Genomic DNA, 20,927 nt, shown 5'->3' on the forward strand with positions numbered 1-20,927 from the left:
GAGAGTGTAAACCACACAAGGAGTAAGGATCAAAATAAGAGTGACACCATTTTTAAAATTGACCTAACGCATAAAATGCAACTTTAATATCGACTATTTTTGCAGCGAAAGGCTAGCGCAAAAACAGCCAACTTATTGACAACATCTCTCAGGGATTCAATATAAATTAAAATAAAACAATAGTTTAACTATACAGCACTCTATAGGACCATGACGAAAAAACTGTCAACTTATAGGCACCTACTTGCATTTGTTCACATTTCAACGTTAGTCATTAATAAGCCTTAATGACGTGACATATTGCGTTCAAACCTTCTAGCTATAATCACGCCCAATTTCCTATAACCAAAATAAAAGCACACTCCAACATGATGAGGGTCAATTGAGCATGTTTAATAGTATTCGCACGCGGATCGCTGTCACCGCAGGTGCCGCAATGGGGTTTACCCTAATCATAGCTATGGGGATGACAACCAATGCATTCACCGATGTTAACAAACAAATCTCTGAAAAAGTGACCACCCAGCTTACAGAAGCCACCACTTCTCATCTACGTTTTACCGCTTCTGAGCAAAGCAAAACTATCGCTAATCAGCTATTTCCTGTGACTCAGAGTTTGAGCCAACTACGCTCAATAATGGAGCAAAGCGCAACAAGCCACGCTGGTGCCGATGCGCTAGTCAACCACTTCATCGCGGCGCTTAAATCGCAAGATGAGGCGGTCTTTGCCGGTTATATGGTTTTTGAACAAAGCACTTGGTCACCTGAAACTGAATTACCAGTCGCTCAAGCGTTTAACCAAGAAGGTTACCTTGCACCGTTCTTTTCTCCAAACAGCAATGGTAGCTTTGACGCATTAGGTATGGAGAGTTTTCGCAATAGCCAGATCAATAACAATGGCGAGCGCAAAGACGAGTGGCATTTAGCGCCTTACGAAACCGGTCGTCCATTTGTGATGGAACCGTACATGTACCCAGTGAGAGGCAAGCAAGAGCTCATTACTACAATCAGCCAACCACTTAAAGTAAACGGCAAGATCATTGGTTCTTTAGGCTTAGATTTATCACTGGAAGAGCTACAGGGGCAAAGTGAAGAGTTAGCTAAAGAACTCTTTGGTGGTCAAGGCAACATCATTATTGCTTCTTGGAAAGGTGCAACGCTGGCAAACAGCCAAAAGCCGACCACCGTCGGTGAGAAAGTTCCCGGTCAGTTGTTCCTGCAATGGTCACGAATTCAATCACTCGCGACGCAAGAAGAGATTGGGATGATGACGCAAAATGGTCAAGAATATGCCGTTACCTCTATCGCAACATCCGGTGCACCTTGGATTGTAATTGTGTCGGTACCCACGCAAATACTGCAAAAAGACATCACCGACTTTGTTGATTGGAACAACATGATGAACCGCCATGCAATTGAGCAAGGAGTTTTGGCTGGTGTGCTTGCGATGCTCGTAGGTGTTGTTGCTATGGGCTTTATTGCGACCTCATTAGGGCGTGTACTGACAAACCTTGTCGACCGCTTTAAAGACGTGGCCCAAGGCGATGGTGATCTTACTTACCGCTTTGAAGTGAAAGGCAAAGATGAAACTGCGCAGCTTGCACAGTGGTTCAATGCCTTTTTAGCACGCATGCAAGAAATGCTACGCACAGCCAAAGAAACTGCGGTACAGGTAGAAAGCCACGCAGGTGCCGGTCAAGCCAGTGCCGAAGTCTCTAAAGAGAAGCTGAACGAACAGCTTAATGAAGTGAATTCGTTAGCGACCGCCATTAATGAAATGTCGGCAGCCGCGCAAGAAGTGGCGAACTCCGCCGTTCAAGCGGCAACTGCTGCTGGGCAAGTACAAGTGAGTAGCCGCAGTGGTATGGACCGCATGGATAATGCAGCAGGCGCGATGGAAGCACTGGCACATCAAGTAAACGACGCTCAAGCTCAAACCCTATGTCTTGCTGAATCGAGCTCCAATATTCAAGGTATTTTGACTGAAATTGGTGGCATTGCAGAGCAAACCAACCTACTGGCACTCAATGCTGCAATTGAAGCTGCACGAGCAGGTCAAGCTGGTCGTGGCTTTGCAGTAGTCGCTGATGAAGTACGCAATCTAGCCAATCGAACTCAAAGTTCAACCGAGGAGATTCGTGCGATGCTCGCCCGTCTTGAGCAAGATACTCAATCGATTGTCGCTCTAATGCAAAAAAGCCAACAACAAGCTGCCGATACCAAAGATGAAACGCAAGCTGCGCAAAATGCCCTCGCAGAAATCAACCAAGCGATTGAAGTTATCAACGACATGAACAATCAGATCGCTTCTGCTGCAGAAGAGCAAAGCTTGGTGGCTGAAGAGATTAACCGCAATGTTGTGATCATCAACGATACCGCGGTCGACGTGATGGATACCATGGGACAGTCTGTTGATATAAGTAACGAATTGTCAGGTAGTGCAACAGAACTGCACCATGAGCTGAATAAGTTTAAAATCTAACGATTGCTTTTTCTCATTTAAAACAGCGCCTGTTGGCGCTGTTTTTTTATCAACTAAGGTTGACCTTCAAACACTTTAACCCCGTCAGGGATGGTATACCAAGAGACTTTCTCTTTTACCCATACGTGAGCTTTCGGCTCAAAGATTGCGTCGTCTTCAAGGTTTACTGGCTTGAGTTTAAGCTTAATAAGCGCAGGCTGATTTGGATCAAAATGGTAGATACGGTTACCGCAACCTGGGCAAAATTTAGCAGCATTTACATTCCCGCTTTCAGCCGGACGGCTCCATTCACTCATCTTACCGCTAAAATCTATATCTTCCGTTTTAACCATTGCCGTGACACTAAACGGCGCCGTCGCAAGCTTCTGACACTCAGTACAATGGCACGCAGCCACCATTTGTGGTGCCGCTTTTAATTGATATGTAACTTGCCCGCATTGGCATTGCCCTTGTATCGGGTAACTCATTGCTTCCTCCTTGTTAGACGACTGAAAGCTTCCTCGCTTCCCGTATTATTGAAACTCCTCGCCTTTGTTGTCTAAGGTTTTGTGCCCACAATTGGTGCACTGCACATAACGGTCGATCAACTCCAATGAGGCTAAAGCTCCCCCCACCATCGCTCCAGAAAAAAAGCCTGATAAGAATGCTTTAAATTGCTCCTTACGACTTTTCCCATATGGGGATTTTTTCTGCTTTATAATTTCTCGGTGTTCACAGGTTTTACCACAATTTGAGCAATAACTATCCGACATGGATGACTCCATAACTCAATACAACAGGATAAACATGGGCATTCACCACCCAAATTCTTGAGCGCTATCTAATTTCAATAGCTTATATAGTAAGCAGCCTACAAATTTATATGGGGCAGGTCAAATATCAACCGTTCGCTCATATTGCTAGAGGTGAGACAAAAGCTTGAATGAAGCAACGCCACACCAAACTCTCATCCACCAGCATGGAACTAGCTTTTCGACTTTTGATTAAGCTGACCCATTATCTCTTGCTGTTGCTGAGTACTGGATTCTAGTGCTTGCGCCGTCACTTGAATGGCTTTTGCCATAGAAGAAACATTGCTCGTCGCGGTAACCAAAGTGTGTTGAAGGGGGCGTAATACAAACCAGTAAATAGCAGCGAGAGCAACCACCAACAGAGCAGCAATCGCACTGATGATGATCAACAACTTAATTTGGATATCATCTAAGAAATGCTGGCTAGTCGTCACCAGCTTAGTGCTGGTTTGATTAAAAGCTTGTGGTAGAACTGCCACTGAATCTCGAGAGAGCAGTACTAACTGATCGAGATTGTCTAAAGTACGGTTAAGTACTTGCTGTTGCTCCGCAGTTAGATGCTCACTGTGTGAAATTCTATCCAGAGCGGAAGCGATATGGTCAAGTGATTGCTTGGTTGCATCAAGAGAGCGCTCTATTCCGTCAAGCTCTAACGACATATTGATGTTCACCAGAGATCCTTCTCGTGCTCTCCCCTCTTCCGTTTCAGCCGTTGTAGTCAATGGCAAAATACTTAATAAAATTAACCAGCAGATAGGTCGCCACATAAATCACTCAACTCCTTTTCATTCCTTAAATAAAGGTAGTGATAGTGACAATAAATACCCAAGACAATAGTCACAAACTTAAAGATAAAAATTGTGATTAAAAAAATCTCAAGCCATCGCATTCACTTCGTTACATGCATAATAAAACGCACCAACATTGCTTGCGCATCAGGGCTTAGCAATCTAGCGGCGGCGGCCAAATCTGCATTTGTTACCGGCTGAATGTTTTTTACGTCTAATGCAATATCCAGATCGGTTAAGTGCAACGCTCGAACGATTGAACGATATTGGGAGATCTTCATATCTGATTCCCCACGCTCAATTCTCTGGTAGGTCTTTAAGCTCATCCCCGCAATTTCGGCAACCTGCTGTCGAGTTAGCTTGGCTAGTTTTCTTCTATTAGCAATCACTTGCACAATAGGATCAATCATAGTCACCACCTTAAACGGACATATTTGACCTAATAAAGGCAATAAGTAGACCATGTTAACTAGGTGTTATTTACCCAACTCATTCGTCGCCCAAAAATAGCCCAACATTTTAATCACTTAGCGTGAGTAGGTTGGCTATACATGGAAAAAGAAAAGGTTCACATCCATGCAAATTGCAAAAGCAGTCTTAGCAATTTGCAACAAATAATTGCAGATTTGGTTGATTATGTAGAATCAAGAGCTCAGAGCAAAGGACTCAACCGCGTAACCACTTTGCGTCAATCACAACAACGCCTTCTTAAATACAAAGAACTGCTGTTGCATAAATCGCATATTGAAGAAAGTGAATTACTGCTCAGTTATATCGAGCTATCCAAAATTGAAAAATCGATAGCAAAACTCGGTGTTCAAGCACTTACACAAACCATTGATGAGCTTGAAAAGCACCTTATCTAATTAAAAAAGCCGAGCTTTGCTCGGCTTTTAATATTGCTAATCGTATTCATTAGTGAATGACCAATGAATGCAAATTACGGCCCTTTCAAAAATCACCTCACCATCATCAACTAAAGTGGGGATCCTCCCCGCCGGATTCAGCTTTAATGTGATGAAGTATAAGGTGAGGAGCCAAACTGGCATTATTTGGATAGTAGTAAAGTTGATACATCAGGACTCCTAGCCTAAGCAAATACTGTTCTTTATAAGCGCGTTGCTTTTTACTCGCTTAGGAAAAGTCTCATTTATCAAAGCACATCTCGTTTTTCGGTTTTATACACTAATCGATGCCAAATTCGGTATTCATCCCTCTCTCAGAAATCTTCCATGTAAATAGAGACTTAGAGCTATATCTTTCAGCCACTTTATACTAATGAAACCTACATCACGTTTTTTTGTAAAGATATGCAATTCATGGTCGCTAACTTACTCGTGTAGGCAATTTCGACCAATGAATAACATCGCCAATGAGGGTACTCCGGCGAGCCACACACCACATAAATATAATTAAATACATGCAATAAAAGGTAGAAGAACCTATGAAACTGACTTCGCTAAGCATCAAACAAAAAGTTGTTGCTGGCATTACCTTCGCGGTGCTTGCATCAACCATCATTATGGGTGTTGTCGCGCAAAGACAAGCTCGCAGTGTCCTTGAACATCGCTTGATCGACATAGAACTGCCTTCGATGCTTGACCAAATTAGCGATCAAGTCGATCGTGATGTTGGACAACTGATACTTGCTGCCGAGCAAGTGGCAAACAATGAATTTATTAAACAAGCGGTAGACACCACTGACATATCCCCTGACGTTGAAGACTTATTGGTTAAAGAACTCAACAACGTACGTCGTCAATACCAATTAAACGATGCCTCTGTAGCAAACCGCAATACGGCGTATTATTGGAATCAACAGGGTTTCTTACGCCAACTCAACCAACAACAAGACGCTTGGTTCTTTGGCTTTACTCAATCAGGTAAGGCAACGTCTGTCAGCATCTTTCAAGAAGCTAATGGCGACGTTAAAATGTTTACCAACTACCAATTGCTCAACGGCTTAACCATGGCTGGTTTATCTAAGTCGATGGATGATATGGTTTCACTGCTGAATAACTTCCAGATTGAGCAAACCGGTTTTGTGTTTCTAACCGATGCCAATGGTTCAGTAAAAATTCACCGTGACAGCCGCAACGCTAATTCATCACTGACTCAGCTTTATGGCCCGCAATCGAGCCAACTGCTGAATCAATCAGGCTTCAATTTGATTGAAACGGATTACGATGGTCAACGAGTGTTTGTCGCCAGCACCTATGTCCCATCAATGAACTGGTTCGCGATTGGTGTTGTCCCGGTTGATGAAGTGTTTGCCGACCTTGCCGAAGTTGCCCAACAAATGATGATGACAACCTTGGTTATCGCCGCTCTGTTTATCGCAATGGGCGTTGTACTAGCGAACAGTATTACAAACCCAATTCGCGCTATTGCTGCACGTTTCAGTGATCTTGGCAACGGTGATGGTGATTTATCTCAGCGCATCGAAGTGAAAAGCAATGATGAAATAGGTCAACTGTCTGAAGGCTTTAATGGCTTTATCGAGAAAATCCATGATTCAATGAAAGAAGTGGCATCAACCAGTAGTGCGCTGCAGTCTGCCGCAGACACTGTGTCAAACAAAGCCCATACTACTCACGACAATAGCCAGCTTCAACGCGATCAGACCATTCAAGTCGTCACTGCGATTAACCAAATGGGTGTCACTATCAGCGAGATTGCCTCAAATGCTGCCACCGCAGCAGAGACAGCAACGCAAGCTTCTGGCAATACCGAAGTAGGTCAAAACGTCGTGCACAAAGCGAAAGACGCAATTAGCCGCCTTGCTAGCGACATTGAAAGTACCGGTCAAGTGGTTGGGCAGCTTGCCTCAACAACACAAGAGATCGGTTCTATTTTGGATGTGATCCGCGATATCTCAGAACAAACAAATCTACTCGCATTGAACGCTGCGATTGAAGCTGCCCGTGCTGGTGAGCAAGGGCGTGGTTTTGCCGTTGTTGCTGATGAAGTGCGTAATTTGGCGAGCCGAACGGCGGATTCGACTGAAGAGATTCAAAAAATGATCAACCAGCTTCAAAGTGATGCTAAAGATGCCGTCACCGCAATGGCAACTGGAAAATCACTGACCAATGAAGGCGTGAGTTCTGCTGATGAAGCGGTGGAAGCACTGATCAACATCTCTAATCGTATCCATGATATTTCGGATCGAAACACACAAGTCGCAACTGCAACGGAAGAGCAATCGACTGTGGTTTATACTATCAACCACAACATTGAAGAAATTAATGCGATTAACGTCGCGACCACAGGGACAGCCGAAGAACTGGCTCTCGCCAGCTCAGAGCTAAAAGAGCTTTCTCAACGCTTAGATAATTTGGTCGGTAGCTTTAAGCTATAACTCGCACCATAAAAAGCCCCGCAATCGCGGGGCTTTATTGTATATGAGAAACACTTAGCGCTAGAACTGTACGCTCACAACAAATTAGTCACACTGACAATCCGCTGCACAGACTCGTTTTTTAACCCCAAGCAACGTTTGCTCTGACAGGTAAAAATTCGCAAATATGCCCTCAAAATCTTCTGGTACTGAGCGGGGCATCAACCCAGTATCAAGTAATGCTTGTTGCCATGCTTGTACCTTAGGGAAGCCATCCAGCATATCAACACAGCTGTGCCGCTTAACGATATGCGCACGATGCAGAAGAGGCAACCAAGCAATATCGACATTGCTGAGCTGCGTTCCCTTAAAATACGAACCATCAGCCAACTGCTTCTCTACTTTAGCAAATGCCTTTTGCAGGTTATTTAGTCGCTCGCTGAATAGCGCTTCATCACCACTGCGCATTGTGCTGCACTGAACAAGGTAGTGCTTAGAACCAAGGTAACTCCATGCCCGATCTAATGCGCGCTGCTCGTTGCTAATGCCTTGCTCAAGCGCACCGTACTCGTCTTCGATATATTCAATTATCGCGTCCGACTCAAACAACGCCGTACCACTTTCAGTGACTAGCAGCGGAACTTGTCCATTAGGTGAGATATCCAAAAACCACTGAGGTTTGTCACTCAAATTAATAAATTCAATCTCATAAGGGATTTGTTTTGCTTCAAGTGCTGCTGTAACACGTTGGACAAATGGGCAAATTTTAAAACTAACAACTTTGATCATCTTTCATCTCTCTATCTGGTTGCGCTACCACGTTAATTTGGTTTCGCTTACATACCTAAGACGGTGTGTAAAATAGAAAGACGAAAATAATTCGATAAAAATCGAAATTTATTCTAAACCTTGTTTTGATGAGACCCAATTTTCATCAAACCTAGCGACTCTCAAACTTGATCACTCTCGATTCGAAAACTCGAGCCGAAGGAATCTCGAAACAAAATTAGCAACGAGAACACCCTTTCGATTTTTGCTGATAATCGATCACATTACCCTGTTTGTCTAAAGTCAGATCGCAGCACTCTTCAAACAATTTCTTCAGCTCGGTGCGGCTTTTTTGTACGCGAGATTTAAGAGTTGAATAACTGATCCCTCGTTGCGCAGCAAGCTCTTTTTGGCTCATGCCATCAAGCTCAACACTTCCGAGTAGGTTCGCACTCGCCTCTGGCAATGCCTGAATAAACGGCGCAATGCAACTCGCCAGCTCTTGTTCAACACTCACCGCCGATTGCTCAAACCACAAGTCTTCAGCTTGCAATGTTTGGTCTCGTTGAGAGCGTGCGCGTTTGCGATAAAAGTCAATGATAGTGCGCTGAGCAAGTTGATACAGCCAAGCTTTCACACTCGACTCATTTTGCACATCAGACAAGCTTTGGTAGGTCTTCAATAAGATCTCTTGTTGCAGGTCTTCCACATCCGCTTCATTCGCGACTTTACTGTGCAAAAATGCTGTTAACGAATGTTGATATTGACGCCATACCTCATCAAGGCTGAGCGAGTTATTGGCATTCTTCATCAGCGCAGCATTCCGCTTGTAGAAAACCGATCACACCCTCTAGGCACTGATATTCTGCAACACAATAAAGAGTTCGCCCTTCACGACGTTGGCTGATCAAACCTGCCGAAGCAAGACTGGCAATATGGTGGGAAAGTGTTGAACCCGGAATATCCAGTTGCTCTTGCAAACCGCCCACAGCAATGCCTTGATAACCCGCCTTCACCACGCTTTTATAAATGGATAAACGCGTTGTATGACCTAATTCTTTTAATGCTTTCGCTACTGCTTCGAGTTCCATAACTCTCTCCAACCTTGTATATATTTCCAAAATAATCGAAGTATTCTAAAAATGCAATCTTCTCTGACGTGGCGAGCAGCATCCGTTTCATCGATGCTCAAATAAAATATTTCGACAATTATAGAAATAACACTTGACCATCCTCTCGATATTTCTATAATTCGAGAATATTCGAAATTAAAGACAAAATTGAGGTTCATATGAGTAATGAATTAATGACCATGCTACGCGATGCTTTAGACATGTTCGCGTTCTTAGCGGTAGAGTTGATCATTCTATTCTTGGCAATTAGTTACATCGTTGGTGTGTTGCAAGAGTTTTTAACCCCAGAAAAGATCCAGTCGATCTTAAGCTCTCGCAATGGTAAAGGTTACTTTATCGCCGCGCTTTTAGGCTCTATCACACCATTTTGCTCTTGCTCAACCATTCCTTTCCTAAAAGGCTTGCTTCGTGCACGAGCGGGGTTTGGACCAATGATGGTGTTCTTGTTTGCTAGCCCATTGCTTAACCCTGTCATCATCGGTTTATTTGTGGTGACATTCGGCTGGCAAGTCGCTTTGTTCTACTTCGCGATTGCGATGGCAGTGTCTGTCATTGCTGGCTATGTACTTGAGAAATTAGGTTTTGAACGTTATGTAAAACCTGAAGCTTACCAAACCGACACCGCTTCAAGTTGTGCAAGTAATACAAGCTGTGGTGATAAGACTAAAGAAGAAGTCGCCGTTGCAACTTCTTGCTGTACAAAACCAGAAGCCGTTGCTAAAAGCGCACCAACAAGCTGCTGCTCTGAATCTAAAGTTGAACCAGAAGTCGCTGTCTCTTGCTGCTCATCAGATGGTACGGCAACAGCATCACTAACCGAAACGAAGCAACCTAGCCGTTGGATGAGAATTTGGTTATCAACTTGGAGAGACTTCAAACAAGTGCTGCCATATCTAATGCTAGGTATTGCGATTGGCTCATTTATTTACGGCTTTATTCCTACTGACCTTATCGCCGAATACGCGGGCGCTGGAAAATGGTATGCCATCCCTGTTGCGGCTGTCATTGGTATTCCACTCTACATTCGAGCTGAAGCCGTGATTCCATTAAGTGCGGCATTAGTACAAAAAGGTATGGCTCTAGGATCGGTAATGGCATTGATTATTGGTAGTGCAGGAGCAAGTTTAACGGAAGTTATTTTGCTAAAATCAATCTTTAGAAATCAGATGATCGCCGCGTTCTTAGTCGTTATCTTAAGCATGGCAATTGGAGCTGGTTTTCTTTACAGCGTCATTTTTGGCTAACTGATCTCGCTTGATTACAAACAAAACCCGCGCAAAAGCGCGGGTTCTGTTTAATCATTGCAGTAAACAAACGTTATTCAATAAAAACAACGCTTATTCAAATTCAGCACGTGACCTATCTTTCCAGACAAGCCATCCATACTCGGCAATAGCGCATACACCAAAGCAACAAAGAGAACCGAGCCAATGAGATCTATCGGGCGGTGCATACCAAGCCACAAGCGGCTATACGCTACACCAATAGCCCACACCATCAAGGTTGCAGCTAATGCATAACGCTTATGATCTAGAAATAAGCCACCAAAGAAAGCCACGCAGATTGCAGCAAAAATAGTATGACCTGACGGGAAGGAATAATCAGTTTCTCCCATCCAATGTTGAGTACGCCAATGGCTCACATTCTCAGACACTTTATTAATCACACTCTCTTGTTGCACAGCAGAAAGCTGATAGAAATGCGCCGGATTTGGTACTAGCAATTGATGAGATAACACCTCTGTGTATGGGCGCGGGCTCTCAGTGAGATGCTTCAAACCTGTTTTTGCGGTAAAACCAATCAATAAAATAACACCCAGTTGTATCACTTTGCTTAGCTGCTGTTTTGGTGTCATCTTAAGCGTCAATGTCGCTATCGCCAGCACGGCCAGCGTAACCAAAAAACCACCGCTACCTGCTGAGTTAGTTAAAATAGTAAATGTCGCGCCTTCAAAATCAGACTCTGGCGACAACAGTTCAATATGGTTTACCAACAACGTCATTGGGGCAATTAACAAAAGCAATATAACCAACAACAATAAGCCGTTACGTTTTGCTTGCAAGACACTTTTCATAACCATCAACTCATCTCAACGAGACTAAATTGCGAAGCTGACCAATCGCAATAAAGGTCAAACGCACAATAGCCGATATCTGCCAATTTGTTACCCAATTGGCAGATAGCTTGATAAAGAAGTAGGCAAAGGAAGGGAACCTTTGTCACCTAATGGAGAGAATATTAGCCGAGAGCAGCTAGTTTGATTATCAATTTGCTGTCAATTTGATGAAATAACATCCCAACATTTAGAAAACCGCCAAATATTAACGAGTGAGTACGGCTATTGGGTCAACGCATAAAAGTGATGAACGGGTCCATGTCCCGAGCCTATGTTCAACTCATCCGCATGCTCTATCGCAGCTGATATGTAAGCTTTGGCTTTTTCTACTGCGATAAGCAAAGACTCGCCTTGTGCGAGGTAAGAAGCAATCGCAGCAGAGAGCGTACAACCGGTGCCATGAGTATTTTTAGTTTCCCATCGCTTAGCTCGAATGACACTGACCGAATTCGCTTCAATCAGCAGATCATTACTGTGTTGATTACCTTCAAGATGGCCTCCTTTTAGCAGGACAGCTTTGGCGCCTAACGCTCGTAGGTCTGTAATCATAAACCCCATCTGCGCCTCAATGGTTGGCACATTACATTCCGTCAACGCTGCCCCTTCAGGAAGGTTCGGTGTGATCAAATCCGCCAATGGCAGCAAGCGTTCTTTCATCGTCAAAATCGCCTCGCTTTTCAGCAAGGCATCACCACTGGTGGCAATCATTACTGGGTCGACCACCACAAATTGAGGTCGATATTGCTGCAATTTGTCAGCGACAATATTGATAATGTCGCTATCTGCAAGCATACCTACTTTTACCGCCACCACATTAAGATCACTAAAGACCGCGTCTAATTGCTTGGCAATATACTCGATTGGGATGGGGAAAATAGCAGAAACACCTTGGGTATTTTGAGCGGTAATGGCTGTGATGGCAGTGCATGCATAACCACCCGTCGCGGAAATAGCTTTAATATCGGCTTGAATGCCCGCTCCCCCACCGCTGTCCGAGCCAGCAATGGTCAATACAATGGGAGTTGCGTGTGAAGGTTGATGCTTCATGGTTATGTCATTCCTACTCGCAACGTATGGAACTGACTCAACCTAGCGAAAGAAATCGATAAAGGAGAGCATTGCTAGCAAGCGAAGCCACATTAGCAATGTATAGTTCCCTACGTCAGTGTTAACTGAATCAGGTTCAACGGGTCTCGCGTAGCGATCTCAGCCTCAATAGGCACCCCGACTATGAATTCACATACTAACAATAAACAGAGTTAGCACAAAGCAGACGTTGCTAAGCACGTTATTTAGCGCAACTTTTGTCGATATAACACCAAGAAAACCTAAACAAATAGCGATATGAGTTGGTTATCCAGGTGCAAAATAACGACCAAATGATTTTAGCGTTCAAATTTATGGTTTATTCTTTATTCCATAATTTTCCGTTATTGTGGGCTCAGAAAAATGTTAAACCCTTTATGGTTAAAAACCTTTGTCACCTTAATTGAAACTGGTCATTTTACTCGCACAGCTGAAAAACTGTTTATGACACAGCCAGGCGTAAGCCAGCACATTAAGAAACTCGAGAGTGTCTGCGGGTACTCGCTGATCGAACGAAATAACAAAAGCTTTGATATTACCGCACAAGGGCAAACCGTTTATCACTATGCCAAAGAGTTACAGTTGCGAGAGTCTCATTTAATTGCCAACTTAGAGCCCGACTCCCCATTCAAAGGGACGGTAAAATTAGCTTGCTCTGGCTCACTGGCGTTATTGCTCTATCCACACCTATTAGATTTACAATGCGCAAATCCAGAACTCATTACCCACATAGAGGCGGCGCCAAAGCGTAAAGTACTCGCTGACATTCTCTCTGGTGATGCGGATATCGGTATTGTCACCCGAATGCCAACAGACAAACGCTTGGTCGGTGAGCAACTGAGTATTGAGCCACTGTGCTTAATGCTTCCCGCTTCACACTCGCTTGAGAACTTGAATCTTGAGAAGCTGCAAAAGCTTGGGATGATCACTCATCCAGATGTGGAAAACTGTTTGTCTCTCTATTGTGATAATTGCGGAGAAGAATGGATTGAGGAGCTTCGTTTTGACAAGTTGCCCGTTTCTGGTTACGTCAATCAGTTAAGCCAAATATTACTGCCCGTTTCTAAAGGTTTAGGCTTTACTGTACTGCCGCTCAGTGCGCTTGAGAATTTTCCAGATAAAGATCAGATTGCGATTTACCAACCTAAACGAGAAGTCTCAGAAACTTTGTATTTGATAACTAAGCAACGGGCTAGCACACCACTGCGCTTTACGACCATCATTGAGCAAATTAAGCAGAGGCTGCTACGGCAAGATTGCCCTGTTGCTGATACGCCCAATAACAAGCAATACAACAACCAATAAATTTACTTTGCCCTAAAAATGAAAAAGAGCCGTTAGGCTCTCTTTTCACACACTGTCATTTATGCTTCTAGCACATCTTTTCCGGTTACCTCTGAAAGAAGTAAAGCATCGTAGGTATCAACATGCAGCCCCATCATCGGCAAACCATGATGACATACCCAAGAGACGACAAATACGCCTACAGCGATTGCAATAAATGCCAAAACTAACATAGCGTTACCTCTCATTGGTTTAACAGATACAACCAATCTACGCCTACTCAAAACTTTAGTCAATCAAGTGAATAACAAAATCGATACAACGTCACAAAATACATGCCAAGCTTTTATTCAATCTGCGATGATTTTTCATTCAATTTTATAGGCTTAGAAATTAATCACACTTTCTGGAAAAATCAGACATCAATCACAGCTCAATGCCCCGTCATTATTGGCTTGCAATACAAAACAATGTGGCATTAAAAGTGCTAAACATAACCATGAGGGAATTTTCACGTTAAATCCATGTTTTAATTGTATTTAAATTGAGTGACACTTTTTTTAAGTTTAATTGTCATAAATATTATAGTGAGATGTCAGCCATATTAAGAGTTTAAGACAGCATAATTTCGGCATGGAAATGTGATCAAAGTCCTAGCTATACGATCAGAACGAGGCTACATTCAAAGAGTTCATGAGGAACTGTATTCACATATGCTCATATCCGAGCAAGAATTAAGTGAGGAAATATCATGAAGAAAATGAGAAAAGCACAATTACACCGCATTCGCGTTCAATACTGGAAAGAAGTAAGTAAACAAGAAGCGAAAGCGCAGTAATGTGTCAAAATGCAACGTCTTCAAGCTGGCTTTTTGCCAGCTTTAGTTATTTTGGGAGAAATAAAATTTTTAATGCTGCTGGATACGCAAAGTTTGTATCGCAGCCGATGGAAAACACCACCGGCGCATATCAATTAACGAAGGTTTTTTCACACTAAGCCACTTTATCGTTAGTGGGTACCATTCCTGACAATTCTTGTAGAATAGTCCGTGTCGATTTGGCAAAAATATGTTTGTCTTTCCAACCCACTAACTGCACCATCTCCACCTTGCCTGACATTAAGCTCTGGCGAATGATACGGCTGACCATATGCACCTCTAAGTAACGCTCGGTCCCTATTTGGGATTGAGGGCATAGAGAAGCCAAGTCGATGTTTAACACCACTTGATCACAATGAGATAGAAAACTAGCCAGCTGTTCTTTCATTTGAAAGCGATGGCTGAATTGGCATTCGGGTAAAGTAAGCCAATCGCAACCGAGATCTTCAGCGTACTCTAAAGTTTTATCGTTTTGACGCGCACCATCAATACCCATACAAAATAGACGCAGTTCGTTAAAACGAGCAAGAGCAAAGTGATATGCCGAGCCCACTTCAGGTTCCAAGGTAGACTTCAATTCAAATTGGCTACCAATATGAATGACACCCAGCTCTTTGTCGTTAGCATTGAGCAAAGGCAACACATGGAGTAAACCTTCAGTACAGTTGCTAAATACAACAGGTAATGTGTGTGAGCCGAGATAACGGCTAATGTTCAGCTGATAGCGACCAACCATTTGCTCAGACAGCATATAGTGACCGCCATTCAACCAGCGGTTATTCTCTTGTTCTGCTAACCAATCGAACACATCCTGTAAGCTTTGATCGGCCATTTCGAACTCAACCTGTTTGATCGGCTTTATCTGCTGAGCAATACTGACCAACACCATCGAAAAGGAAGAAACACCAGTAATACTGTGAGTTTTATTGCGTCGAAAAAAGCCGAACATATGCGTTACCTTTCTGGGGGCAGAGCCCTCGCTGCTTGGAGAACGTGAAGAATGATCCTTTGTTGGTTTTGCTGAACTCGATGTGCCGGAGCCATGATGGAAATAGCACCAACAAGCTTCGAACCTTTCATCACTGGCGCGCTAATACCCGATACGCCAGGATCAATCTCCGAGGTACTTAATGCATAGCCTTGCGCTCGAATCGCATCTAGGTCTTGTTGCCACTCATTGATTCGATGAGCTTCGCCAAAGTAACGCAAAATTTTCTCTCGGCGTTGCGTTGGCATAAATGCCAACATTACTTTTGATGATGCCCCGCGCAATAATGGTTGGCTTTGCCCTTGAACATAGCTACACCGCAATGCTTGCATACTCTCTTTTCGGCTTACGCAGAGTGCTCGGTAACCAACCGGCACCATATAAGCAGCCATTTCACCAGTCTGTTTTTGAAGGCGGTTGAGAACGGCATCAACCGCGTCCAAGTCGTGTTGGCTTGTTTCGTAGCTGCGCATTAAAAGTAGCGCTGCTGGACCTATGATCAAGGTTTTGTCACTTGGACTTTCTTCAATCAAGTTCCATTCTTTCAATAACTTGAGATGACGATACAGGCTACTTATCGGCGTTCCTAAAAGATCGCTGAGCGTCTTAGCTGTCACAGGCTCATCGTTTACCGCTACTTGCATTAGCAATTGCAGTAATTTTTCATTGACCTGTCCGGAATTTTGCTTCATCGAGTTCACACTTATGTTTTAACGTTTCAAGTTAGATTGACCAAATTGTATTCCTAAAATATGAGAATTTATAAACACAAAGAAACGGTAATTCTCACCAAGTAAGAATGTACTCTTTTTATTTATCTGGCAATAAATACTTGTTACTTCGCATGGTAAGTAACGTAGATTTAAGAAACGATGAAGGGGCGAGTCTAGGTCTGAGCTAACAGGGGATGTTCTGAAATGGTCGCGATGCAATCAAATAGACGACAAAATAAGCCAACAAAATAGGCAATTGATATATTCTTGATCAGTGAGAAAACAATACTGCTCTCTCCATTGTACTAATTCATAGTATGTACTGCTATAAATCTTCCTCTAGCATTTCTTCATCTATCATAGAAGAGCAATTAATTTTGTACTGATCGTAAGAAAAAACGGCAGCACCATGTACGCGCTTGGTGGTTACTTTATCCTCTCCAAATTGAATAATGACACGGGTATACACTTTTTTAGTGGCTTGTATGGTGTTTTCAGCCAATAAGCGTTCGAACTCTTCTATGTGCGTATCACGCGCTAATTTTATCCTCTCTAAATTGGCGCTTGCTGCCACTTTGCTGTGTTCAATATGGTCTTCTTCTTCCTCTGTACGGTCAGCTTTTGGTCTCTTCTTAAACTCAAGCTCTTTGCGCACGACGTTCATCGTCATCTCTTGCGCCATTTGGTAGTGTTCTCGATATTTTACTTGCCGATCTTTGTGCATTTTATAGCGAGCAAAACCATGTACATAAGTTGCCGTATCCCCCTCCACTCCAAGGTTAACGCAGACAACCTTTCCACCCACCTTAGCCTGACCTCCACTTAACGTCCCCTGCCGCGCCGTTTTATCTGAGACTGTCAGGTTATTACCGCAGCGAATTTCGTTATTCATACAGTGAATGGCAAGCTCAATGTTATGCCCTGCCTGCAACTCAGCAAACTGCGCATAGTTTGCTTTAATTGAACCACCTGCTTTTAATATGCAAGATTTGGCCTGATTGTCTGAGACATTATGACCAATGATCCCTTTGGCAACTTCAATGTCACCTTGTGCCTGAATATTCGCCGACTCAACAAAACCACCAATGGTTATATTACCGGTCGCGCGCACCATCATGTCTGACTCAATGTTACCTTTAACCAGTACATTGCCTTTGAATTTTACATGACCCGTCGCGACACCAATCGTGTCAAGGACCAGCACATCATCTACATCAACACTGCATTCATGCAAAATAGGCATACCCGTCAATGTGGCAACTAAAACGTTAGGATCTTTTTCCGAGATAGCCGATCCCTTACCTTCTTTTAACGGAAGATCTTTACCATCACTCGCAGGGATCACGGTTCCCTGAACCGTCAATCCTGGCTCCCCCATCGTGGGCGGTGTACGGCGCATCAAAGGCTGCCCTTTAGCAACGCTGACTGTTTCACCAAGGTTGAGCATATCAACTTTGCCGGTTTCATCTTCTACTGGAGCGAGTATTTGTTTGGAAACATCTTTTACGAGAGGAACAAATTTGGTGTCTTTACCGTCGATCGGCTTTCGACCTGTGGCGATGGGTTGAGTAAATTGCTTGCCCGGTTGGAGCTGGGTGCTGACCACGAGCACTTTTTTCAACGCTAGCTTATTTATGCCTTTAGTGACCGAGCCACTCGCCAAAGCATGCACCAATTGAGGACCACTGAGTGGTTTACCGCCATAAGCCCCAGTCACTACCATACTGGCTAACATGTCGTTTTCAGAGATGACTAGATCAACGGTCGCATCCAATTTATCGGCGATGACAATACCATGAAAAGATTCAGATTTGCCTTCTTTAGCAAGGGTGAGAAAGCGAAGAACTTCCTCGTCGTAAACAAAGTAAGATTCAGCCTTAAGTTCAGTAAGGGCTTCATTTAATCCACCATAATCAAAATCTCGCGGTAGCGACATTTCATTCGGCAGTTTAGCAATCACTTGTTTCTTATCGTCAGACAAAGAGACGATTTCTTCCCACATGCTTCACCTACTTTGGAATTAACCCGAATCTCAGTGTATCTAAGTTCACTGGATATAAGTATGAAAGCGCTAACATTTTCCGGCTTACGTCGAGTAAATTACCTGCTGTTGAGTAAGAAATTATGTCTAATAGCTGGGAAACTTATACATCTTGCAATGAAACACTGGAATTAATATCACTCTAGTTGCATTACATTGCGTCCATTATTAACCATTTGTTCACTTCAATATCAAATGGCGATTTATAGCTAAGCGATCAAACACCTAGCTCAATTCAGAAAAGATCGATCTTCTCTACCTAAGCGCTCGCTCTATTTGCAACAGAAATTGAACAAGCGTCATTGATCCAGAGTGATCAAGATAGTCAGATAGACACCTGGTGTGAAAGCGCCATTTTATTGGCTTTAGCGATGAAAAAAGAAACAAAATTAATTAGAACAGCAGCAATTAGACAGGAAAATACTCTCAACTCTCCCTTGATCATTGTTCCGAAAGAAAGACTTTCCGAGTTGCGCTGCGCTCGGGTCGAGCTTGGCTACCAATGATCATGGCAATGTTGAGTTTATTCGACAGCGCGCGGTTTATCACTTATCGACTAATCATCATCTTTGCTTAATTACCTGGCATGCTAGAGATGACAACTAGGTATTTTTTAAAAACCGCCCACAAAAAGTGACGCCGTCACTATTGATAACTATCTCAAACCGCGAGTTTTGTGTTTGGAAAGTTACACTGCTGAAGAAGCAACATCGCCACAGACCTCTGTCGTCAGTTCTGTACCGCTTTCTGTGATGATGCGCTAGTCACAGCAGAAGAATAGGTCTGAGCAAAGGAGGGAGACTTTACGCTCCCCGCTTAACGCGCAAAAAAACCTTGATCCCATCGCAGCGGAATTTTGTCGACCGAAGAGCTTGGCAAAAATTATATTGTAGTAAAAGGCGTTGTTTGCGTAGATGAAGAGATGTTAGCCCGCCATTCATCGAGCTTATCCTCATTGGTAAGTTCTAACCTTAACGTCCCGTTTTACACTGTAAAAGCCGTCATTTAAGGCTGACGGACATAGTGATTTTTGACTAAACAGTCGACTAGTCGTGTTGCAGACTGATGCTTGAATTTCAGTGGTGCGGAAAGAGCACCAAACAGGGGAATGCCACCACCTAAAATAATCGGAATTGTAGTAATGATCATCTCATCGATTAGATCTTTTTCTAAGAAGCTTTGAATCGTCTTACCACCATCGATATATAAACGCTGAAGCCCTTGTTGATTCAATTGAGCCACAATCTCTTCAATCTCTCCATTAACCAGAAAGACCTTGCCTTCATATGCCTCCGGGACAGATTGCATAGTTGTACTTAACAGATACACAGGTTTAATGTACGGCCACTCACAATCAAAACTCGCGACCATTTCAAAGGTATTCCTTCCCATCACCAATGCATCAATTTCATTCATAAAATCGGCAAAACCAAAATCAGACCCTTCAGGGTTCGGAATGTCGTGTAACCAGTCAATCTGATTATTTTGATCTGCTATAAAGCCATCAAGACTCGTCGCAATGTAGACAATATTTGGCACAATCACTCTCCAATAAATAAACTAAGTCGTGCGTTGACCACGATGAGGCAATTTTTTCAGCTGCCAGGATGAATTACGTAGCACCTAAGCCTGCCGAACTTCAATTTACAAGCGACTAAGATTGTAAATTTTTGAACACTGTTGATGAAGCCATGCCATTGCCGGACCTAAACATTGGTTTTTACGCGTGACTCTATCAACATGAAGTAAAAAATTTTTTTCTTCTGCTAACAATTTTATTGCCGCTAACCCACGTTGAGCATTCAACAAATGGTCAGGCACAATGCCCCAAGCATCCCCTTGCTCAAGTATACTCACCAATACATTAATATGATTAGTTCTGGTCAATGTCGAAGTCAAGGTGATATCAAGCGGGCTACCAGTCTCAGCTAACACGACTTGCCGATAAACACTTAGCTCTTCAAGCTTCACCACCTTTTGCCGAGTAAGCTGGTGGGACTTTGCGACAACAACAGAAGTAGGCAAATACCCGACTAAACCAAGGTCAACATCTGTCGGCGTTGTGGTATCCCATATTTTAAGACCAACAGCCGATTCGTGTTGTGAGACGTATTGAGCAATGTGTTGATTGTCGATAATTTGAATTGATAGTTCCGTATGAGGAAAATGCTGATAGAAATTGTTTATGACAGACAATAGCTCTGGGGTCAGTAACAGATCGTTGGTGACAAGTGTGACACTGTTTTCCACACCACTGCTGAGCGCAGTTACCATCGCTTTGATATTAGCGGAATGCGATATCAGGCTCACCGCGTGAGAATAGAACATCTTTCCATCCGCAGTTAGGCTGGGAACGCGTGTTGAACGATCAAAGATCTCTATCCCAGTGTCAATTTCCAGATTGGCAATCGTGGTGCTTACAGCAGATTGAGCTTTACCAAGCTTTCTTGCAGCAGCTGAAAACGACCCACTTTCCACACACTGTATCAATGTTTCAAGTTGCTGAAGGTTGAACATGCGAAG

At 43.3% G+C, this 20,927-nt stretch carries 21 protein-coding genes, 1 pseudogene and 1 riboswitch; of the genes and pseudogenes, 6 read left to right on the top strand and 16 right to left on the bottom strand.

What is annotated here, in order from left to right:
• Positions 1–388: 388 nt before the first annotated feature.
• On the top strand, positions 389–2,482 hold the full coding sequence (locus tag H2O73_RS02410; protein WP_182106149.1) for a methyl-accepting chemotaxis protein: 2,094 nt from the start codon (positions 389–391) through the stop codon (positions 2,480–2,482).
• A gap of 53 nt (positions 2,483–2,535) precedes the next feature.
• On the opposite strand, the gene H2O73_RS02415 is transcribed toward H2O73_RS02410, so the two are convergent.
• The 4 genes from H2O73_RS02415 to H2O73_RS02430 all read right to left on the bottom strand — a co-directional run bounded on the left by H2O73_RS02415 (position 2,536) and on the right by H2O73_RS02430 (position 4,471).
• The gene (locus H2O73_RS02415) at positions 2,536–2,949 is read right to left on the bottom strand and encodes a GFA family protein (protein WP_182106151.1); all 414 of its coding nucleotides are present in this window, start codon (positions 2,947–2,949) and stop codon (positions 2,536–2,538) included.
• A 45-nt stretch (positions 2,950–2,994) separates the two neighbouring features.
• On the bottom strand, positions 2,995–3,234 hold the full coding sequence (locus tag H2O73_RS02420; RefSeq protein ID WP_182106153.1) for a hypothetical protein: 240 nt from the start codon (positions 3,232–3,234) through the stop codon (positions 2,995–2,997).
• 212 nt (positions 3,235–3,446) lie between these two features.
• Positions 3,447–4,040, bottom strand: coding sequence for a hypothetical protein (locus H2O73_RS02425; protein ID WP_182106155.1), 594 nt, complete (start codon positions 4,038–4,040; stop codon positions 3,447–3,449).
• Between the two features lie 122 nt (positions 4,041–4,162).
• Complete coding sequence (locus H2O73_RS02430) at positions 4,163–4,471, bottom strand: helix-turn-helix domain-containing protein (RefSeq protein WP_182106157.1); 309 nt, start codon at positions 4,469–4,471, stop codon at positions 4,163–4,165.
• A gap of 141 nt (positions 4,472–4,612) precedes the next feature.
• Between H2O73_RS02430 and H2O73_RS02435 the strand changes: the two genes are divergently transcribed.
• Positions 4,613–4,927: a hypothetical protein gene (locus H2O73_RS02435; protein WP_182106159.1), complete on the top strand. Its 315-nt coding sequence runs from the start codon at positions 4,613–4,615 to the stop codon at positions 4,925–4,927.
• A 63-nt stretch (positions 4,928–4,990) separates the two neighbouring features.
• Here the strand turns inward: H2O73_RS02435 and H2O73_RS22090 are convergent.
• Positions 4,991–5,138 (bottom strand): annotated as a pseudogene (locus tag H2O73_RS22090) (thioredoxin domain-containing protein); the annotation flags it as partial.
• 367 nt (positions 5,139–5,505) lie between these two features.
• Between H2O73_RS22090 and H2O73_RS02440 the strand changes: the two are divergent.
• On the top strand, positions 5,506–7,419 hold the full coding sequence (locus H2O73_RS02440; RefSeq protein WP_182106161.1) for a methyl-accepting chemotaxis protein: 1,914 nt from the start codon (positions 5,506–5,508) through the stop codon (positions 7,417–7,419).
• A gap of 84 nt (positions 7,420–7,503) precedes the next feature.
• Here H2O73_RS02440 and H2O73_RS02445 read toward each other — a convergent pair whose 3' ends face one another.
• The 3 genes from H2O73_RS02445 to H2O73_RS02455 all read right to left on the bottom strand — a co-directional run bounded on the left by H2O73_RS02445 (position 7,504) and on the right by H2O73_RS02455 (position 9,257).
• The gene (locus H2O73_RS02445) at positions 7,504–8,187 is read right to left on the bottom strand and encodes a glutathione S-transferase family protein (protein ID WP_182106163.1); all 684 of its coding nucleotides are present in this window, start codon (positions 8,185–8,187) and stop codon (positions 7,504–7,506) included.
• 217 nt (positions 8,188–8,404) lie between these two features.
• The gene (gene sigZ, locus H2O73_RS02450; protein ID WP_182106166.1) at positions 8,405–8,977 is read right to left on the bottom strand and encodes an RNA polymerase sigma factor SigZ; all 573 of its coding nucleotides are present in this window, start codon (positions 8,975–8,977) and stop codon (positions 8,405–8,407) included.
• A complete protein-coding gene (locus H2O73_RS02455; protein ID WP_182106168.1) occupies positions 8,961–9,257 on the bottom strand; it encodes an ArsR/SmtB family transcription factor in 297 nt (98 codons plus the stop codon). The genes sigZ and H2O73_RS02455 overlap by 17 nt, the downstream gene beginning before the upstream one ends.
• A 200-nt stretch (positions 9,258–9,457) precedes the next feature.
• Here H2O73_RS02455 and H2O73_RS02460 point away from each other — a divergent pair, with 200 nt between their 5' ends.
• Complete coding sequence (locus H2O73_RS02460) at positions 9,458–10,543, top strand: permease (protein WP_182106170.1); 1,086 nt, start codon at positions 9,458–9,460, stop codon at positions 10,541–10,543.
• Between the two features lie 77 nt (positions 10,544–10,620).
• On the opposite strand, the gene H2O73_RS02465 is transcribed toward H2O73_RS02460, so the two are convergent.
• Both H2O73_RS02465 and thiD read right to left on the bottom strand, forming a co-directional pair.
• Positions 10,621–11,373, bottom strand: a complete 753-nt coding sequence (locus tag H2O73_RS02465) for a phosphatase PAP2 family protein (protein ID WP_182106172.1) — start codon at positions 11,371–11,373, stop codon at positions 10,621–10,623.
• A 264-nt stretch (positions 11,374–11,637) separates the two neighbouring features.
• Positions 11,638–12,462 carry a bifunctional hydroxymethylpyrimidine kinase/phosphomethylpyrimidine kinase gene (gene thiD, locus H2O73_RS02470; protein WP_182106174.1) on the bottom strand — a complete coding sequence of 275 codons (825 nt, stop codon included), beginning with the start codon at positions 12,460–12,462 and terminating at the stop codon, positions 11,638–11,640.
• Between the two features lie 90 nt (positions 12,463–12,552).
• Positions 12,553–12,652, bottom strand: a riboswitch (TPP riboswitch).
• A gap of 212 nt (positions 12,653–12,864) precedes the next feature.
• Here thiD and H2O73_RS02475 point away from each other — a divergent pair.
• Positions 12,865–13,806, top strand: a complete 942-nt coding sequence (locus H2O73_RS02475) for a LysR family transcriptional regulator (protein ID WP_182106176.1) — start codon at positions 12,865–12,867, stop codon at positions 13,804–13,806.
• Between the two features lie 59 nt (positions 13,807–13,865).
• Here the strand turns inward: H2O73_RS02475 and H2O73_RS02480 are convergent, their stop codons facing one another.
• A complete protein-coding gene (locus tag H2O73_RS02480) occupies positions 13,866–14,018 on the bottom strand; it encodes a hypothetical protein (protein WP_182106178.1) in 153 nt (50 codons plus the stop codon).
• Positions 14,019–14,632: 614 nt separating this feature from the next.
• Between H2O73_RS02480 and H2O73_RS22185 the strand changes: the two genes are divergently transcribed.
• Positions 14,633–14,761: a hypothetical protein gene (locus H2O73_RS22185; RefSeq protein WP_281364207.1), complete on the top strand. Its 129-nt coding sequence runs from the start codon at positions 14,633–14,635 to the stop codon at positions 14,759–14,761.
• 16 nt (positions 14,762–14,777) lie between these two features.
• Here the strand turns inward: H2O73_RS22185 and H2O73_RS02485 are convergent, their stop codons facing one another.
• From H2O73_RS02485 to H2O73_RS02505, 5 genes are all read right to left on the bottom strand, one after another.
• Positions 14,778–15,611: an arginase family protein gene (locus tag H2O73_RS02485; RefSeq protein ID WP_182106179.1), complete on the bottom strand. Its 834-nt coding sequence runs from the start codon at positions 15,609–15,611 to the stop codon at positions 14,778–14,780.
• A 5-nt stretch (positions 15,612–15,616) separates the two neighbouring features.
• A complete protein-coding gene (locus tag H2O73_RS02490; protein ID WP_220457439.1) occupies positions 15,617–16,342 on the bottom strand; it encodes an IclR family transcriptional regulator in 726 nt (241 codons plus the stop codon).
• 346 nt (positions 16,343–16,688) lie between these two features.
• On the bottom strand, positions 16,689–18,365 hold the full coding sequence (locus H2O73_RS02495) for a flagellar assembly protein A (RefSeq protein WP_182106183.1): 1,677 nt from the start codon (positions 18,363–18,365) through the stop codon (positions 16,689–16,691).
• Positions 18,366–19,409: 1,044 nt separating this feature from the next.
• On the bottom strand, positions 19,410–19,943 hold the full coding sequence (locus H2O73_RS02500) for a dihydrofolate reductase family protein (RefSeq protein WP_182106185.1): 534 nt from the start codon (positions 19,941–19,943) through the stop codon (positions 19,410–19,412).
• Positions 19,944–20,048: 105 nt separating this feature from the next.
• Positions 20,049–20,921, bottom strand: coding sequence for a LysR family transcriptional regulator (locus H2O73_RS02505; protein WP_182106187.1), 873 nt, complete (start codon positions 20,919–20,921; stop codon positions 20,049–20,051).
• Between the last annotated feature and the right edge of the window lie 6 nt (positions 20,922–20,927).

Source organism: Vibrio marinisediminis, from assembly GCF_014050145.1.
Classification (GTDB): domain Bacteria; phylum Pseudomonadota; class Gammaproteobacteria; order Enterobacterales; family Vibrionaceae; genus Vibrio; species Vibrio marinisediminis.

Excerpts from the sequence above, each read along its gene's own strand:
- H2O73_RS02410 (WP_182106149.1), top strand. The coding sequence starts at position 389 with ATGTTTAATAGTATTCGCACGCGGATCGCTGTCACCGCAGGTGCCGCA.
- H2O73_RS02415 (WP_182106151.1), bottom strand. The coding sequence starts at position 2,949 with ATGAGTTACCCGATACAAGGGCAATGCCAATGCGGGCAAGTTACATAT.
- H2O73_RS02420 (WP_182106153.1), bottom strand. The coding sequence starts at position 3,234 with ATGTCGGATAGTTATTGCTCAAATTGTGGTAAAACCTGTGAACACCGA.
- H2O73_RS02425 (WP_182106155.1), bottom strand. The coding sequence starts at position 4,040 with ATGTGGCGACCTATCTGCTGGTTAATTTTATTAAGTATTTTGCCATTG.
- H2O73_RS02430 (WP_182106157.1), bottom strand. The coding sequence starts at position 4,471 with ATGATTGATCCTATTGTGCAAGTGATTGCTAATAGAAGAAAACTAGCC.
- H2O73_RS02435 (WP_182106159.1), top strand. The coding sequence starts at position 4,613 with ATGGAAAAAGAAAAGGTTCACATCCATGCAAATTGCAAAAGCAGTCTT.
- H2O73_RS02440 (WP_182106161.1), top strand. The coding sequence starts at position 5,506 with ATGAAACTGACTTCGCTAAGCATCAAACAAAAAGTTGTTGCTGGCATT.
- H2O73_RS02445 (WP_182106163.1), bottom strand. The coding sequence starts at position 8,187 with ATGATCAAAGTTGTTAGTTTTAAAATTTGCCCATTTGTCCAACGTGTT.
- sigZ (WP_182106166.1), bottom strand. The coding sequence starts at position 8,977 with ATGAAGAATGCCAATAACTCGCTCAGCCTTGATGAGGTATGGCGTCAA.
- H2O73_RS02455 (WP_182106168.1), bottom strand. The coding sequence starts at position 9,257 with ATGGAACTCGAAGCAGTAGCGAAAGCATTAAAAGAATTAGGTCATACA.
- H2O73_RS02460 (WP_182106170.1), top strand. The coding sequence starts at position 9,458 with ATGAGTAATGAATTAATGACCATGCTACGCGATGCTTTAGACATGTTC.
- H2O73_RS02465 (WP_182106172.1), bottom strand. The coding sequence starts at position 11,373 with ATGAAAAGTGTCTTGCAAGCAAAACGTAACGGCTTATTGTTGTTGGTT.
- thiD (WP_182106174.1), bottom strand. The coding sequence starts at position 12,462 with ATGAAGCATCAACCTTCACACGCAACTCCCATTGTATTGACCATTGCT.
- H2O73_RS02475 (WP_182106176.1), top strand. The coding sequence starts at position 12,865 with ATGTTAAACCCTTTATGGTTAAAAACCTTTGTCACCTTAATTGAAACT.
- H2O73_RS02480 (WP_182106178.1), bottom strand. The coding sequence starts at position 14,018 with ATGTTAGTTTTGGCATTTATTGCAATCGCTGTAGGCGTATTTGTCGTC.
- H2O73_RS22185 (WP_281364207.1), top strand. The coding sequence starts at position 14,633 with ATGCAACGTCTTCAAGCTGGCTTTTTGCCAGCTTTAGTTATTTTGGGA.
- H2O73_RS02485 (WP_182106179.1), bottom strand. The coding sequence starts at position 15,611 with ATGTTCGGCTTTTTTCGACGCAATAAAACTCACAGTATTACTGGTGTT.
- H2O73_RS02490 (WP_220457439.1), bottom strand. The coding sequence starts at position 16,342 with ATGAAGCAAAATTCCGGACAGGTCAATGAAAAATTACTGCAATTGCTA.
- H2O73_RS02495 (WP_182106183.1), bottom strand. The coding sequence starts at position 18,365 with ATGTGGGAAGAAATCGTCTCTTTGTCTGACGATAAGAAACAAGTGATT.
- H2O73_RS02505 (WP_182106187.1), bottom strand. The coding sequence starts at position 20,921 with ATGTTCAACCTTCAGCAACTTGAAACATTGATACAGTGTGTGGAAAGT.